Source organism: Arthrobacter sp. SW1 (genome assembly GCF_001766675.1).
Taxonomy (GTDB): domain Bacteria; phylum Actinomycetota; class Actinomycetes; order Actinomycetales; family Micrococcaceae; genus Arthrobacter.
Genome location: NZ_MJLT01000045.1, coordinates 79,913 through 95,052, shown reverse-complemented (window position 1 = coordinate 95,052; position 15,140 = coordinate 79,913). Strand labels below are relative to the sequence as shown.

Sequence of the window (15,140 nt, the reverse complement as noted above, 5' to 3'; positions counted from 1 at the left end):
GAATTCCCGGCAATGCCCTGCCGGGGCGCATGGATGGGCTAGGGTCTGTGCATGGATGAAAATTTGGGGAAATTCATCAAAGACTTCGGCGTTTTGGCACGCTTGGCCCAGGAAGAGCGGGAAAACCTTCCCAACGGAAACCAGCTTCTTGAAACACTGAACGGGCATTTTGGCCGGGAAGCGGTGGACTTGCCGGTCGTGACCGAGGAGTTCCCATCGCACCGGCTGGTGGACTTGGACATCCTGCTGGAATCCGTCGCGGCGAAGGATCCGGAGCATCGGCTGCTGGGGATCGGCGGCGGGAACCAGCGCAACCACTCTTCTTTCAGCGACATGCTCCAGCACTCACGGATGTTCCAAGGGTTTCCCCTGGCCCAGCCGGACTACAGCAACCTCGCCGTCGGGCCCGATGAACAGCGGCAGGTACTCGCTTCCGGGCTACGGCTCTTCAGCTATGACGGCGTACCTTGCGCGGTCCTGCAGCGCGAGGCCAATCCGCAGTACGGCCGGCACATGGCAACCCTCGAACTCATCTCCCCCGGGCCCGCGGCCACCACCGCGCTCCTCGCCGAAATCCGGGCCGGCCTCGAACACACCAGCGTCTTCAAGGGCCAGGTCATTGCCCTCACCATGGGCGATTACGGCCCGCACATGGGCGGGGTAACCTTCGTCCGCCGCCCGGGGCTGGACCGGCAGGACGTGATCCTTCCGGAGGGGCTGCTGGACCGGGTGGAGGACCATGCGCTCGGCATCGCCCGCCAGTCGGCGGTCCTCCAGGAACACGGCCAGCACCTCAAGCGGGGCCTCCTGCTGTACGGTCCGCCCGGCACCGGCAAGACGCACACCGTCCGGTACCTGCTGAGCCAGAGCGAAGGAACGACGGCGGTCCTCCTCTCGGGCGGCACCCTCGCCCGGATTTCGGAAGCGGCCGGCATCGCGCGGGCTTTGGCGCCGTCGATCGTGGTCCTGGAGGACTGCGACCTGATCGCCGAGGACCGCAGCTACGGACACGGCCCCAAGCCTTTGCTCTTCGAAGTGCTGGACGCGATGGACGGCCTGGACAGCGATGCCGACGTCGCCTTTGTCCTCACCACCAACCGGGTGGACATGCTGGAGCGGGCGCTCGCGCAGCGGCCCGGCCGGGTGGACCTCGCCGTCGAAATTCCCTTGCCGTCCGAAGAGGAGCGCGAGCGGCTACTGCAGCTGTACTCGAAAGGACTCGGCTTCTCCGCCGGATCGGTCAAAGCGGCGGCCGCCCGCGCCGCCGGCACCACGGCGTCGTTCACCAAGGAACTGGTGCGCCGCGCGGTGGTCACCGCGGCACTCGCCGGGGAGGCACCGTCGGACGCTCATCTTGCGGGCGCCGTGGGACAACTGATGGCCGACGGGGAGGCCCTCACCCGCAGCCTGCTGGGCAGCAACGGACAGCATCCCGACGGCGGAGCTGCCGCCCACGGCGGTGTGGACTTCGGCTTCGTGGCCGGCCACGCGGAGCGCGTCGAGGGAGGCGGTGGGATTAGTCCGCGGGAGCCCAGCTGAGCCGGATGGTGGCGCCGTTCTCGTCTTCTTCGATGCAGAGTTGGAGTTCCTCGCCAAAAAGGAACTCGTTCTCGAAGGTGCGGCCGTCCAGCCGGGCGGCCTCCACCAAACGGGTCATCGCCGTGGCCACGGCTCGGCCCCAGTCGTGGGGATGTTTGCTTGACGCTTTCTCGAGAGCTGAATAGCTCGCCATGCCATCAATTGTTCTCCTGTGCACGGGGAACTGCCAGAGCGGATCCGCAACCCCGGTAGATTGTTCGGGTGGATCCGGATGTCTTGAAAGCCGATTGCGGCAGTTGTTTTGGCCTGTGCTGTGTTGCCCTCCCCTTCCAGGCGTCCACGGATTTCGCCCGAAACAAGGACGGCGGAACGCCCTGCCGGAACCTTCAGGACGATTTCCGTTGCGGTATCCACAAGCGGCTGCGCACCGACGGCTGGAAAGGCTGCACCGTTTTCGAGTGCTTCGGCGCAGGCCAGAAAATCTCCCGTCACACCTTCGGGGGAACAAGCTGGCGGGACGCTCCGGAGACCGCCGGAACCATGTTCAGCACCTTCGGGGTCATGCGCCAGCTCCACGAACTGCTCTGGTACGTCAACGGAGCGCTTGGCTTCCCCGCCGTCGCGGCCCCGGCGGGAGCCGGGCTGCGCACAAAACTCCGGTCCGCCGTCGACTCCACCCTCCGGCTCACGCTCAGCCCCGCCGAGGCGCTCCTGGAGCTCGACGTCGATGCGCACCGCGGGCGTGTCAACACCCTCCTGCTGGAGGCGAGCGCCCTGGCACGCGCCCCGCACACGGGCGGCCGCCGCAACGGCAAACAGGGCGCGGAACTCGGCGGGGCGGATCTCATGGGTGCCAGGCTCAAGGGGACGGACTTGCGGGGCGCGAACCTCCGGGGAGCCTGGCTGATCGCAGCGGAGCTGCGCGACGCCGACCTCCGCCTGGCCGACATGATCGGCGCCGACCTGCGCGATGCGGACGTCCGCGGAGCCGATCTGTCGACGAGCCTCTTCCTGACGCAGCCTCAGCTGAACGCAGCAAAAGGCGACGCCGGCACCAAAGTGCCGGCGTCGCTTGAAGTTCCGCGTCATTGGCTTTCCTCGCGGAACTGAGGTCCCGCGAGGAACGGTCAGCCCTTGCTGGCGAAGACCGCCTTGTGCAGCACGCCTGCCACGGCGGCGCCGGCAATCGGCGCCACGATGAAGACCCACAGCTGGCCGAACGCCCAGCCTTCGGCGTAGATCGCCGTCGCGATGGACCGGGCCGGGTTCACCGAGGTGTTGGTGACAGGGATGCTGATGAGGTGGATCAGGGTCAGCGTCAGGCCGATGGCGAGCCCGGCCAGCGCCGGAGTGGCGCGGCCGTCCGTGGCACCGAGGATGACGAAGAGGAACACGGCGGTCAGGATGAACTCGATCAGCAGGGCCGAGACGAGGCCGAATCCGCCGGGCGAGTGCTCACCGAAGCCGTTGGAGGCGAAACCACCCGCACGGGCGGCGTCGAAGGCTCCGTCCGGACCGCCCGCGATGATCGCGGCAAGCAGGCTGCTGGCCAACGCGCCACCGACGATCTGGGCGACGATGTACGGGCCGATGTCCTTCGCGGGAAGGCGTCCCGCCACTGCGGCACCAATGGTGACGGCAGGGTTGAAGTGGCCGCCGGAGATGGGTCCGAAGGCGTAGGCCCCGGCCACCACCGTGAGGCCGAAAGCGAGCGCCACGCCCAGGAAGCCGACGCCGAGCGGGTTCGCGGCATCCGGGAATTTCGCGGCAAACAACGCCGTTCCCACGCCGCCGAAGACGAGGACGAAGGTGCCCAGCGCTTCGGCGCCGAGCTTCGCGGTAAGTGAGGGGCCGCCGTCGAGCGCTGCGGAGCGCGGAGCGGTCTGGATGTCATTCTTAGCCATTGGTGCGCCTTTCATGTTGGGTCCGTTGTCAGGACCGACGTGAGCTGCGCCGGCAGGCCAGGGATTCAAGCCGCAGTCCCCCATGCCCGACAGCTATGGCTGGAGCATATCCAGCATTTCCAAGAAATTGACAGCATTTGTCACAAGAATTAACCACTTCGCAATACGGGGTCTCCGCGGGAAACGAAACGAAAAGAGGTCGCCCGGTATTTATCCAGTCGCTGCACTAAATACGTGCTAGCACGGAAGCGGCGCCATGCGGACCCGGAGCACCATTGATTTCGGGCCAGGAACCCCTGGACCACGAGGAGGAACCGCAGGCGTTGCGGGAGCTCCACGGATCACCGGACAGCCGGGCAAAGACGCCCGGCAGCGGACCGCCGTTCACGCCCGCACCGTCCGGTCAACATCACACCTCAGGAGAGAAATGCGCACCAACACCATGTCCCGGCGTACCCGTGCCCGGATCGTCCCCGTCCTCGCCGCAACCCTTGCCCTCGCCGGCGCTGGCGTCGCCCTCGGCGCTCCGGCCCAGGCACACACCGCCTACACCTGTACGGTGGAGCCGCTGAAGCCGGTCTTCTCGCACTTCAACAGCAGCGGCGTGAAGGTCCTGGACTACCGCATCACCGCCAGCTGCTCCGGAAGCCGCTCGCTCTACATCCAGCAGGAACGCTGGGAATCCGACGCCTGGCCCAACGGTGACGACTACCTGGGCACCTCGTACTTCAGCAAGTACCTGAGCGCCGGCACCAGCACCACCATCCACAACTACCGGACCCTGGTGGACGGCGAAATCGGCTACGAGGAGGTCTACCAGAAGATCCGCTTCAAGGTAGGCAGCGGCGGCGTCTGGTCCGGCTGGACCGGCTGGCACACGAGCTCGCAACTGTCGATCTCGAACTGAGCCCCACCGCCCCCAACAGAAACCGGCCCGGCAAGCACAGTGCCGGGCCGTTTCTGTGTCTGCATGGGCTAGTGCCCGCCGCCTGCCCGCAGGTAACTGAGTACGGCCAGGACCCTGCGGTGGTCCTCGGGCTCGGGCCGCAGGTTGAACTTCAGGAAGATGCTGCGGATATGGGCCTCCACCGTCCGTTCGCCCAGGAACAGGCTGCGGCTGATCGCCTGGTTGGTCCGGCCCTCCGCCATGAGCTCCAGGACGTCCCGTTCGCGGCTGCTCAGCTCCTCGCCCATGTTCCTGCCGCCCTGCGGCCGCGACACCATGCGGGCCACCAGGTCCGGATCGACGGCGGTCCCGCCGGCAGCCACGCGCCGCAGGGCATCAATGAACTCGTCAATGTCCGAAACCCGTTCCTTCAGCAGGTAGCCGAGGCCGCGCGCACCATCAGGATTCCCGCCGAACAGGGACATCGCGTTCTCGGTCTCCACGTACTGGGACAGCAACAGCACGCCGATGTCGGGATGCCTGCGCCTGATTTCCTTGGCGGCCTCGATCCCCTCCGTGCTGAAAGCCGGCGGCATGCGGATGTCCACCACGGCGGCGTCCGGGAGTTCGCGGTCCACGCAGGCCAGGAGCTCCGCGGCATCGGCCGCCTCACACACGACGGCCATTCCCTCGGCTTCCAGCAGCGCGGCCAGTCCCCTCCGCAGCAGGGCCGAGTCATCCGCAATCGCCACCCGCAATGTCATGGCCGCACCGTACCCCTTTCAACTGTGCCGCTTTCAACCGTGCCGCTTTCCTCAGGCGCCGTACCCGCAATGCCATCCGCGGCGAACGGAAGCACCGCCGTAACGGTGGTTCCCCGCCCCGGCGGGCTGTCGACGTCGAACGTTCCGCCCAGCGCAGCCGCACGGTCCGCGAGCCCCATCAGGCCGCCGTCGGGACCGGGCACGGCGCCGCCCCGGCCGTCGTCGGCGACCACCACCGTCAGCTCCCCGGCCGTACCGGTGGCCCGCACGCGGACCATGCCGGCGGCCGCGTACTTCGCGCTGTTGGTCACGGCTTCGGCGCAGATGAAATAGGCGGCGAGTTCGACGGCGGGCGGCAGCGGGGCCTCGAGCCTCACCTCGACATCCACGGGCACCGTGGTCCGTTCGGCGAGTGCGGTCAGGGAGCCGGCCAGCCCGCGTTCCCGCAGCGACGGCGGGTACACGCCGCGGGCAAGTTCGCGGAGCTCCTGCAGGGCTTCGTGGAGTTCCACCGCGGCACGGGTGATCAGTTCCCGGGCTTCGCCGTCGGGGACCAGCCGCCTGGCCCGGGCGAGTTCCATGGTGACGGCCACGAGCCGCTGCTGGGCGCCGTCGTGCAGGTCCCGTTCCAGCTGGCGGCGCCGCGCGTCGCCGGCGGTGACGATGCGTTCGCGGGAGCGCCGGACCTCGACCAGCTGTTCGCGCAGTTGCTGCTCCATGCTGCGGTTTTCGAGGGTGAGCGAGGTGGCGCTGCGGACGGCGTCGAGGAGCCGGGGCTGGTCGCGCAGGGCCTGGTCGAACACGAGCGCTCCCACAGGGGCGCCGTTGCGTTCCAGGACCATCGCGGCCCGGCCGCTGTGTTCTTCGGGGAGTTCGCGGGCCCTGCCATGCCCGTCGACGAAAGCCGCACCCGCAGCGGACCATTGCCACAACTCAAGGCTGGGATCGCGGACGGTTTTCCGCAGTGCGCCGGTGAGGCGTTCGTTGAGCGGGGCGGCACCGATCTCCACCATCAGCTCCCCCAGGGAGCCGCGGGCAAAGCGGTACCGCCACAAGCCCAGCAGCACCGCCAAGGGGATCACCGCCGTCGCGGGGTATTGCCACAGCAGCGCTTCCGATACCTGCGGTCCGGACAACTGCACGACGGCGGCCGCCACCCAGACTGTCGCCGCCGTTTTGAGGACCAAGGCGAAGCCCAGGGGCAGGAACGCGCTCCGGTACGCCGGGGTGCCGGAATGCCAGCGCACCGCCAGGACCACCACGATGGCCAGGCCTACGCAGACCTGCACGACCCGGGCCACGTTGCCGATCGCCGTAGTGAGCGCAGGATCGTCCCACAGCAGGAGCAGGTTCCGCGAGTTCGATTCGCCGGCCGCAACATGGAGGCGCGGATCGAAGAAGGCCCAGTTGGCGGCGGCAGCAAGCAGCCAAAGGGAAAAGAAGAAGCCCACGGCTGCCTTCTGGAAACGGTTTGCCAGCTTGCCCGTGGGGAAGCTCAGCGCCAGTTGCAGCAATGGCGGCTGGTACATCAGCGTGAGCGCGACGCCGGCTGTGAAGGCAAGCGGATCGCTGGAGCGGCGCAGGCCGGCCGCCAGCCACAGCCACCCCGCCAAGACCAGCAGGAAACCTGGCCGCCAGCTCGGCTGGCTGCGCCACGCGGCCACGCCGGAAAGAACCAGTCCCAGGCCGACGGCCAGGAACATGGCGAACTCAAAAACCGTGAACGGCGCCCGGTCCGCGATGCCGCCGAGATGCACAATGCCCTGGGCGTTCAGGAGGCCAAGGGTCCGGGCGGGGTCCTGCACGGCGAGGGGCGACCAGTCGACGGCGAACGCCACCAGCAGCGCCAGGGCGGCGGTCACCCCCAACACCAGCGCCGTCTGCCGTGGAGTCATCTGCTGAGCAGCCACGGCGCAACCCCCTCCGCCACGGCTTAAGATTCCCACGCCGGAGGGCGGCGGGCTACAGGAAATCCAGCGGCATTTTCCGGTTATCCCGCCGGAAGCGGCGGCTCAGTCTTTGCGCTGCAGTCAGTCTTCGCGCTGCAGGCGCGCCGTCACCGCACGGCGGAGGTCCGCAAGGTTCTTCAGGAGCGGCGCGGCGATTCCGGCGTCGTGCGTGCCGCGGTAACGGCGGCTGATGTCCAGCACGGCCAGGGCGATCGCAACCGGGGAAAGCACTACGGCGGCGTAGATGAAGATCATCCAGGCGAGCACGGTCAAAGGCGACTGTCCGCCACTGAGCCAGCTCAGCCCGCCGAGCAATCCCACCGTCCAGAACAACAAGACTCCGCCGAGCACAAGCCCTGCGGGAAAGTATTCACTGCGCACCACACGCATCAGTTTTTCCATCAGCCGAACCCCATCTTCAACGCCTGGATTTCACAACAACCAGATCAAGTATGCAGCGGGAGAACGGCCCGTTTTCACCGTTCCGGGGAAGAGGTGACGAAGCTAACCACAGCGCTTTCGGAAGGCGCGAAACCGTGACGCCCACGGCATACCGGAACGCCGGCATCTTGTGAGCCACCTCACCGTACGCTACTCTCTTTTCAGATCACATCGCGTACATGCGTTCGCAATACGAACATCTTCCAAGAATCCACCACCGTCTTTCAGCGCGGAAGGACCCCCAATGACCAATCTCGCAAGCGGCCCGGCAACCACGGCCGACGAGCGCCAGCTCAAGCGGGCCAGGAAAGCAGCCCTCGCGGCATTCCTTGGCGGCGCCCTGGAGTACTACGACTTCTTCATCTACGCCACGGCGGCGTCCCTGGTCTTCTCCAAGATCTTCTTCCCGGCCGGCGACCCCACCATTGCCTTGATCGCTTCCTTCGCCACGTTCGGCGTGGCCTACGTGGCGCGGCCCTTCGGCGCAATCGTCTTCGGCCACCTCGGCGACAAGATCGGCCGCAAGAACACCCTGGTCCTCACGCTGGCGCTGATGGGAACGGCGACGTTCGCCATCGGCATCCTGCCGGACTTCACCGCCGCCGGCTACCTGGCGCCCACCCTGCTGGTGGTCCTCCGCCTCCTGCAGGGCCTGTCCGCCGGCGCCGAAACCGCGGGCGCCTCGGCGCTCTCCACCGAGGAAGCCCCGGAAGGAAAGCGCGGCTTCTTCGCGAGCTTCGCCATGAGCGGCATCTCCGCCGGCATCGTCCTTGCCTCGCTGGCATTCCTGCCGGTCGCCGCGATGGGCGAGGCCGAACGCCTGGCCTGGGGCTGGCGCATCCCCTTCTGGCTTTCCCTGGTGGTGCTGGTGGTGGCCTACCTGGTGCGCCGTTCGCTGGATGAGCCGGAGGTGTTCGAGGAAAAGCACGATCACGGCGAGCTCGTGAAGCTGCCTTTCGCCAAGATGTTCGCCACCCACCCGGCACAGTTCTTCCAGGTGGCTCTGATGTCCTTCGAGACGGTCACCAACACCTTCATGCAGTCCTTCGGCCTGGCGTATGCGGTGTCCGTTGGCGTTCCGGCGTCCACCATGCTGTGGGTGAGCATCCTGGGCAACGTGATCGCCATTGCCTCGCAGCCGTTCTTCGCCGCCCTGTCCGACAAGTTCGGCCGGCGCCCCGTGTTCATCGGCGGCGTCCTCGGCTCCGGCGCCATGATCTTCGTGTACTTCTCGGTGATCTCCACCGGCAACATCCCCATGATCTTCCTGGCCAGCACCCTGATCACCGCCGGCACCTACTCGATGTCCAACGCCATCTACCCCGCATGGTTCTCGGAGCTGTTCAACGTGAAAGTCCGCTACTCCGGCATGGCCATCGGCCTGCAGATCGGCATCCTCTGCGCCGGCTTCACTCCCCTGCTGGGCACCGCCCTGGTCGGCGGCGACAAGGCGAACTGGGGCCCGGCAGCGTGGATCGTGGCGGCCTCCACCGTGCTGGCCGTAGCCGGTGCGCTCTGGGCACGGGAGACGCACAAGACTCCGCTGCGTGAACTCGGCAATCCGGTGAGCTAGGCACCGCCTTCGCGTGGCCGGCGCCGCCACCAGGGCCTTCGGGGCTCCGGTGGCGGCGTTGTGCGTTCGGCGGCCGCAGCGGCGCGCCGGGCATGCCAACGTTCCAGCTCGCCGTCGATGTCCCGGGTTTTGGTAACAACGGGCGGACCGCCCTGCAGCTGCCGCCGCGCATTGATGACGCGGGCGTTGAATTCCTCGAGGACAGCCCGGACCCGGTCCTCCGTGGGCTGCCCGTCCAGCACGGCGTCCAGTTCCGCATCGTCCCTACGCAGCAGGATCGCCTCCGGAGCCAGGCCGCTGAGTTGCTCCCGCTGGATGAGCCCTTTGATCCACCAGTCAGGATCGTAGCTTTCGCCGAGGCCCGGAATCGGCTTGCCGGCGTACTTGAGGTTGTCGAACTTGCCCTGGGCCATCGCGTCCCGCACCAGGTAGTCGGCGCGCGCGGCACTGCCGATCTTCCGGCGCTTCTCCTGCAGCTCGTCTTCCGCCGCGAGCCACTCGGCTTCCTCCGGCGTCAGCTTCCCGGACGAGCGCGCAGCCCGCAGCTCCGCCGCCCGTTCCAGCCGGCGCCTGGCACCGGATTCGGCGGCCTCCCCGTCCATAACCACAGCGTACTGCCGGGAGCTTAACGGCAGCCGACGACGGCGGGAGGCTCCCGCCGTCGTCGGCTGTCCTTGCGCGTCAGGCGCGCGAGTGTTCGGCGAGCAGATCGTCGATCTGCCCTGCCGCTTCCTTCATGCCTTCTTCCATGCCCATCTGGAGCATGGTGGTCATCTGCTCCTCGGAGGCGAAGTTGTTCTGGATGGTCATCCGGGTGCGGCCGCCGATGTCCTCCAGCGTGACGATCACCTGGCCGGAGCCGATGCTCTCGACAGGTTCACCGTTCTCGTCCGCGAAGCCGTCCTCGAGCTCAAGCCGGTTCGGCCGCTCGATCCGCGTGAAGCGCCACCAGCCGCGGGGCTTCTCGCCTTCGGGCGTGGTCATGTAGTAGCCGGCCTCGCCGCCGGGCGTGAACTCGTGCTTTTCGAAGGTGGCCGGGTAGCCGGGAGGGCCCCACCAGCGTTCCAGCTGGCGCGGATCTTCCCAGATCTGCCAGACGCGTTCGACGTCGGCATCGAACTCCGTGACAAGCGTCAGGCTGAGTGCCTCGGGATTCGTGGTGGAACTGATGACAGTCATTGCTGAACCCTTCCGTTGTGTTTTGGTTCTTCGGCGAGGATGTCTGCGATCTGGGCGGCGCGTTGCCGCCAGATCTCCTCGTATTCCTCAAGCAGCCGGCGGACGTTCTGCAGCCCTTCGTGGTTCCCCCGCACAATCTGCTCCCTTCCGCGCTTCTCCTTGCTGACCAGGGAGGCACGTTCCAGTACCGCCACATGTTTCTGGACGGCGGCAAAGCTCATGGCGTACAACGCGGCGAGGCCTGACACTGAGTACTCGCCCAGCGTCACCCGGCGAACAATGTCCCGGCGGGTGGGATCCGCAAGCGCCTGGAACAGGCGGTCGATCCCGGCTTCGTCCAAATAATCTACAACCATTTGGTTGTAGATTATTCCAGAGCGCAGACGGTGTCAATGGTTGGCGGACGGAGAAAAACTTGGCGGAGGATAATTTGATGGCATGAGTTACCGCTACGACGTGGACGTGCTGCACCTGCTGGTTTCGCCGGAGCATGCCTACTTCGGCCGGGCGCGCGACGGCGCGGCCGATGTTCCCGCCGTGGACGCTGACGCCGTGGAACTGGTGGCAGGCAAGGGAATCGTGGCCGACCGCTTCTTCGGCAAGGCGGCGCACATGGACGCGGCGGTCACGCTCTTCGCCGTCGAGGCTCTCGAAGCGATCGCGGCGGAACTCGGCGCCGGTCCGCTGGACCCGCTGCTGACCCGGCGCAACGTTTTCCTGCGCGGCGCCGAGCTGGCGCCGCTGCTCGGCCACGACTTCGCCCTGGAGTCCGGCGGCGGCCTGGTCCGCCTGCACGCCGGGCGGGCCGCCCATCCGTGCGCTTGGATGGACCGGATGCTGGCACCCGGAGCCCATAAGGCAATGCGCGGGCGCGGCGGCGTCCGCTGCCGGGTGCTCTCCGACGGCGCGCTGCACCGCGGCCCGGCGGTGTTGATCAGCCCCGTTCCGCTGGATCCGCCACGGGCCGGCGAGGCTGTGGTGCTGCGGCCGTCGCGGCTGCCGTGAGGCGCTGTGATCAGGATCACCCCGCCATGTGACGCAGTCGATTGAGCGGCCCGCCGCCCTCCGTGCACCATGGAAAAGTTGGCCCGGACCCGCTCCAGGCCAATCCTTCATCTGGTGGACGCAACGAGGCCAAACCGGTGAGCTCGCAGAGCCGCCCGGAGGCACGGGGCGTTCATGGATCAGACCATCCGGCTCTGCATTGGCGCAGGGCCGGCAACCGCATTCATGATTGGAAGCCGAACAATGACGTTTGAAACCGCAGAATCCGTCACCCTCAAGATCTGGGACCGCAACGCCGTGCACCACACGCTCGACTCCGTCGTCAATGAGCTCTCGGCCCGCCACAGCATCTGCCCCACCAAGATCGCCGTCACCGCCAGCGGCCCCGGCACCTTCACCGTTTCGGTCGCCGCCTAAGGCAGTCCAAGCAACGCGGGGTCACATACGGCCCATTCCAGGCCCTCAAAGCGGCCCTAAGTGACCCCGCGTTGACTTAGGCTGGGGAACGATCGCGATCGTCACCGGAAGGAAGCGTTGCCATGGCTTACATCACCGTCGGAACCGAGAACAGCACGGACATCGAGCTCTACTACGAGGACCATGGCAGCGGACAGCCGGTAGTGCTGATCCACGGCTACCCGCTGGACGGCTCATCCTGGGAGAAGCAGACGGTGGCGCTGCTGGACGCCGGCTACCGCGTCATTACCTACGACCGCCGCGGCTTCGGCAACTCGAACAAGCCCACCGCCGGCTACGACTACGACACCTTCGCGGCGGACCTCAAGGTCCTGATGGACACCCTGGACCTCAGCGATGCCGTACTGGTCGGCTTCTCCATGGGCACCGGCGAAGTGGCCCGGTACATCTCCCGCTACGGTTCGGACCGAGTGGCGAAGGCCGTCTTCCTCGGCTCGCTGGAGCCCTACCTGCTGGATCCGGAGGAAGGCACGGACGGAGTTCCACAGGAAGTGTTCGACGGACTCCTCGACGCCGTCAAGACCGACCGCTACGCCTTCTTCACCGAGTTCTTCAAGAACTTCTACAACACCGATACCTTCCTGGGCACGCCGCGGCTCAGCGAGGAATCGCTGCGGGCAAGCTGGAACCTGGCGTCCCGCTCCGGCGCCTTCGCCTCGGTGGCCGCGCAGCCCACTTGGCCTACCGATTTCCGGGCGGACATCCCCAAGATCGACGTCCCGGCCCTGATCGTCCACGGCACCGCGGACAACATCCTGCCCGTGGACGTCACCGGCCGCCCCTTCTCCCGCGCCCTGCCGTCCGCGGAGTACGTGGAGATCGACGGCGCCCCGCATGGCATGCTCTGGACCCACGGGGCGGAAATCAACGAGGCGCTGCTCGCTTTCCTCCGGAAGTAACTTTCCTCCGGAAGTAAACGGAGCGAACGCACCCCGGAATGACCGCCGGCTCACAAGGTGAGCCGGCGGTCATTTTTCGTTGACGGCAGCGTTACAAAAATTTGGCATACCAAAGCATTGAATTATTGGGATCCCAAGATGTAACCTGAATCACACGATCCCAGTTGTGAAATTTAGTTTTCGCATCATGAAAGTTCCCACATCCTGGAATAGTCCGGAGGCACGGACAATCCCTTCTTCAGAGCTCAGTAAGGAGCACACCGTGGACAGCAACGCTTCCCGGGGGGCCGCAACAACACCAGCCAGCGGAACGGGCACCGGCCCCCGCAAGGGTTCCCTGGCGCAGCAGATCGAAGGTGCATACCAAAAGATCGGCGTCACCGGCGCCCACCGCAGCATCGTCTTCATGATCCTCCTCGGCGTGTTCTTCGACGCCCTGGAACAGAACGCCGTCGGCATCACCGGACCCATCCTGCGTGAAGCGTGGGGACTGGGCGGCACCGAGATCGGCCTGCTCAACACCATGACCTTCACCGCCACCGCCCTTGGCCGCGTGGCAACCGGCCTGATCGTGGACAAGTACGGCCGCCGCCAGATGCTCATGATCAACCTGATCATCTTCGCGGGCGGTTCCCTCCTCTGCGCCATCGCGCCCAACTATCCCGTGCTTGCCGCCGGCCGCTTCATCGTCGGCTTCGGCCTGGGCGGCGAGATCGCCGTCGCCGTCATCATGATGGCCGAGTTCTTCTCGGCCCGGCACCGCGGCACCGCCGTCGGCCTCATCAACGTCACGGCAGCGGGCCTGGGCAACATGCTCGCCCCCGCTTTCGGCATCCTGGTCTTCACGCTCTTCGACGGCCCGGACAAGTGGCGCTGGGTCTTCGGCCTGCTCTTCATCCCGGCCCTGCTGGTGATGTTCTTCCGGCGGTACGTCCCTGAAACGCCGCGCTTCCTGGCCTCCAAGGGCCGTCTCGATGAAGCGAACCTGGTCATCACGCGCCTGGCCCGCGGCAAGCTCTCCGGCCCCATCAACGATCCCGAACAGTTCATCACCGCGGCTCCGGACCCGGTGGAGGCCAAGTCCACCGGCCACTGGAAGGACGCCCTCCGCGGCAAGCTCGCCAAGCGCACCATCCTCCTCTGCATCGCCGTCTGCATGTCCTACGCAGCCCAGATCTCCATGCTGACCCTGATGCCCACCATCCTTGTTGCCCAGGGCTTCGAGGTGAAGACCAGCCTCTGGTTCACGCTGATCATGCAGTCCGGCTCCCTGCTGGGCGCCTGCACCGCGGCGTTCCTCGCCAGCCGCCTGCCGCGCAAGAAGGTGCTCACCGGTGCCGCCGCGCTGGGTTGCATCGCCGGCCTGTCCATGGCGTTCCTGGCCAGCAACATCACCTTGGTGATCATCTTCGGTGTGCTGTTCAACTTCTCCGTGATCATCCTGAACACCACCATCTGGCTGTTCGCCCCGGAGCTCTACCCCACCCGCACCCGCGGCTTCGGCACCTCCATCATCCTCGCCGCAGGCTCGCTCTCCGGTGGCCTGTTCCCGCTGATCTCCGGCGCCATCTTCGACTCCGCAGGCCTCGGCGGCATGTTCGCCACCCTGGCCGGCCTGTTCGTGGTCCTGGCCATCGCGGTCCAGTTCCCGCCGGAAACCTTCGGCAAGCCGATGGAAGAGGACGGTTCCGAGGAAGAAGAGGCCGCGATCTATGGCCACTGATTCCGCTCCGGCGGCGGCGCGCGGCATGGTGTTGCTGGTCAACCCGAACAGCAACACCCGCACCACCGCCATGATGGCCGAGCTCGCCACCGAGGCCCTCGCGCCGCACGGCTTCAGCGTGGTCGGGCTCACGGCGGCCGCCGGGCCGGCCATGATCATCGACCCCGACTCGCTGGCCGCTTCCGCGGCGCACGTCCGCACCGCGGTGCTGGACTACCTGGAAGGGCCCGACGGCGGCACGGTGGTTGCGGTGATCGTCTCGGCCATCGGGGACCCGGGCCGGGAGGCCCTGGAACGGGAACTGCGGGAGCAGTACCCGGAGGTCCAGGTGCTCGGCATCGGGCAAGGCTCCATCCATCAGGCGGCGAAGGGCGGGCGGCGCTTCGGCATGGCGACCAGCACCCCGCTGCTGGCGGATTCGCTGGCAGCCCTGGTCGCTTCGCACGGCAAGTCGGATACCTTCAGCGGGGTCCGGCTCACCGCCTCCGAACCCCTGGTGCTCGCCGCCGATCCGGAACGGCAGTACCAGGAGCTAGCCGCCGCCGTCGGCGATTCCACCACGGTGGACGGCGCAGACGCGGTGATCATCGCGGGCGGGCCGCTCAGCGAGACGGCCCGCCGGCTGGCGGAAACCACCTCCGCGGAGATCATCCAGCCCATCTCCAGCGCCTGCGCGCTGCTGCTGGAAAGGCTGGAGGTTCCGGCAGCCTGATCCACCACCAAAGGACCGGTGTCCCGTACCCACGGGACGCCGGTCCTTTGCTGTTAAACCTGTATTCACAAGGGCTTCAGGGCACGGCC

At 66.9% G+C, this 15,140-nt stretch carries 17 protein-coding genes; 9 read left to right on the top strand and 8 right to left on the bottom strand.

Annotation, left to right across the window (positions count from 1 at the left end; genetic code table 11):
* Positions 1-51: 51 nt before the first annotated feature.
* Positions 52-1,539 (top strand): ATP-binding protein, encoded by a 1,488-nt coding sequence (locus BIU82_RS13850; RefSeq protein ID WP_070350044.1) that lies wholly within the window; start codon positions 52-54, stop codon positions 1,537-1,539.
* On the opposite strand, the gene BIU82_RS19730 is transcribed toward BIU82_RS13850, so the two are convergent.
* On the bottom strand, positions 1,517-1,732 hold the full coding sequence (locus BIU82_RS19730) for a hypothetical protein (RefSeq protein WP_139146619.1): 216 nt from the start codon (positions 1,730-1,732) through the stop codon (positions 1,517-1,519). The two genes, BIU82_RS13850 and BIU82_RS19730, sit on opposite strands and share 23 nt — an antisense overlap.
* A 68-nt stretch (positions 1,733-1,800) precedes the next feature.
* Between BIU82_RS19730 and BIU82_RS13845 the strand changes: the two genes are divergently transcribed.
* Positions 1,801-2,649: a pentapeptide repeat-containing protein gene (locus tag BIU82_RS13845; RefSeq protein ID WP_253182787.1), complete on the top strand. Its 849-nt coding sequence runs from the start codon at positions 1,801-1,803 to the stop codon at positions 2,647-2,649.
* A gap of 17 nt (positions 2,650-2,666) precedes the next feature.
* On the opposite strand, the gene aqpZ is transcribed toward BIU82_RS13845, so the two are convergent.
* A complete protein-coding gene (gene aqpZ / locus BIU82_RS13840) occupies positions 2,667-3,443 on the bottom strand; it encodes an aquaporin Z (protein ID WP_070350042.1) in 777 nt (258 codons plus the stop codon).
* 427 nt (positions 3,444-3,870) lie between these two features.
* Here aqpZ and BIU82_RS13835 point away from each other — a divergent pair, with 427 nt between their 5' ends.
* A complete protein-coding gene (locus BIU82_RS13835) occupies positions 3,871-4,350 on the top strand; it encodes a hypothetical protein (RefSeq protein ID WP_070350041.1) in 480 nt (159 codons plus the stop codon).
* A 68-nt stretch (positions 4,351-4,418) separates the two neighbouring features.
* Here the strand turns inward: BIU82_RS13835 and BIU82_RS13830 are convergent, their stop codons facing one another.
* The 3 genes from BIU82_RS13830 to BIU82_RS13820 form a co-directional block, all read right to left on the bottom strand.
* Positions 4,419-5,093, bottom strand: coding sequence for a response regulator transcription factor (locus BIU82_RS13830; RefSeq protein ID WP_070350040.1), 675 nt, complete (start codon positions 5,091-5,093; stop codon positions 4,419-4,421).
* Entirely contained in the window at positions 5,090-7,003 is a 1,914-nt protein-coding gene (locus BIU82_RS13825; RefSeq protein WP_253182786.1) for a histidine kinase, read from the bottom strand. Before BIU82_RS13825 ends, BIU82_RS13830 begins: the two co-directional genes overlap by 4 nt.
* 120 nt (positions 7,004-7,123) lie before the next feature.
* Complete coding sequence (locus tag BIU82_RS13820) at positions 7,124-7,444, bottom strand: hypothetical protein (protein ID WP_216099026.1); 321 nt, start codon at positions 7,442-7,444, stop codon at positions 7,124-7,126.
* 283 nt (positions 7,445-7,727) lie between these two features.
* Between BIU82_RS13820 and BIU82_RS13815 the strand changes: the two genes are divergently transcribed.
* Entirely contained in the window at positions 7,728-9,056 is a 1,329-nt protein-coding gene (locus tag BIU82_RS13815; RefSeq protein WP_070350037.1) for an MFS transporter, read from the top strand.
* On the opposite strand, the gene BIU82_RS13810 is transcribed toward BIU82_RS13815, so the two are convergent.
* From BIU82_RS13810 to BIU82_RS13800, 3 genes are all read right to left on the bottom strand, one after another.
* The gene (locus BIU82_RS13810) at positions 9,053-9,658 is read right to left on the bottom strand and encodes a DUF1992 domain-containing protein (RefSeq protein WP_070350036.1); all 606 of its coding nucleotides are present in this window, start codon (positions 9,656-9,658) and stop codon (positions 9,053-9,055) included. The genes BIU82_RS13815 and BIU82_RS13810 overlap by 4 nt on opposite strands.
* 79 nt (positions 9,659-9,737) lie before the next feature.
* On the bottom strand, positions 9,738-10,235 hold the full coding sequence (locus BIU82_RS13805) for an SRPBCC domain-containing protein (RefSeq protein WP_070350035.1): 498 nt from the start codon (positions 10,233-10,235) through the stop codon (positions 9,738-9,740).
* The gene (locus BIU82_RS13800) at positions 10,232-10,591 is read right to left on the bottom strand and encodes a metalloregulator ArsR/SmtB family transcription factor (RefSeq protein ID WP_070350034.1); all 360 of its coding nucleotides are present in this window, start codon (positions 10,589-10,591) and stop codon (positions 10,232-10,234) included. The genes BIU82_RS13805 and BIU82_RS13800 overlap by 4 nt, the downstream gene beginning before the upstream one ends.
* 82 nt (positions 10,592-10,673) lie before the next feature.
* Between BIU82_RS13800 and BIU82_RS13795 the strand changes: the two genes are divergently transcribed.
* The 5 genes from BIU82_RS13795 (at position 10,674) to BIU82_RS13780 (ending at position 15,051) form a co-directional block, all read left to right on the top strand.
* Complete coding sequence (locus tag BIU82_RS13795; RefSeq protein ID WP_070350033.1) at positions 10,674-11,240, top strand: MOSC domain-containing protein; 567 nt, start codon at positions 10,674-10,676, stop codon at positions 11,238-11,240.
* A gap of 243 nt (positions 11,241-11,483) precedes the next feature.
* Complete coding sequence (locus BIU82_RS19945) at positions 11,484-11,657, top strand: hypothetical protein (protein WP_171906555.1); 174 nt, start codon at positions 11,484-11,486, stop codon at positions 11,655-11,657.
* Between the two features lie 122 nt (positions 11,658-11,779).
* Complete coding sequence (locus BIU82_RS13790) at positions 11,780-12,616, top strand: alpha/beta hydrolase (RefSeq protein ID WP_070350032.1); 837 nt, start codon at positions 11,780-11,782, stop codon at positions 12,614-12,616.
* A 262-nt stretch (positions 12,617-12,878) separates the two neighbouring features.
* Complete coding sequence (locus BIU82_RS13785) at positions 12,879-14,339, top strand: MFS transporter (protein ID WP_070350031.1); 1,461 nt, start codon at positions 12,879-12,881, stop codon at positions 14,337-14,339.
* Positions 14,329-15,051, top strand: a complete 723-nt coding sequence (locus tag BIU82_RS13780; protein WP_253182785.1) for an aspartate/glutamate racemase family protein — start codon at positions 14,329-14,331, stop codon at positions 15,049-15,051. The genes BIU82_RS13785 and BIU82_RS13780 overlap by 11 nt, the downstream gene beginning before the upstream one ends.
* Positions 15,052-15,140 lie beyond the last annotated feature (89 nt).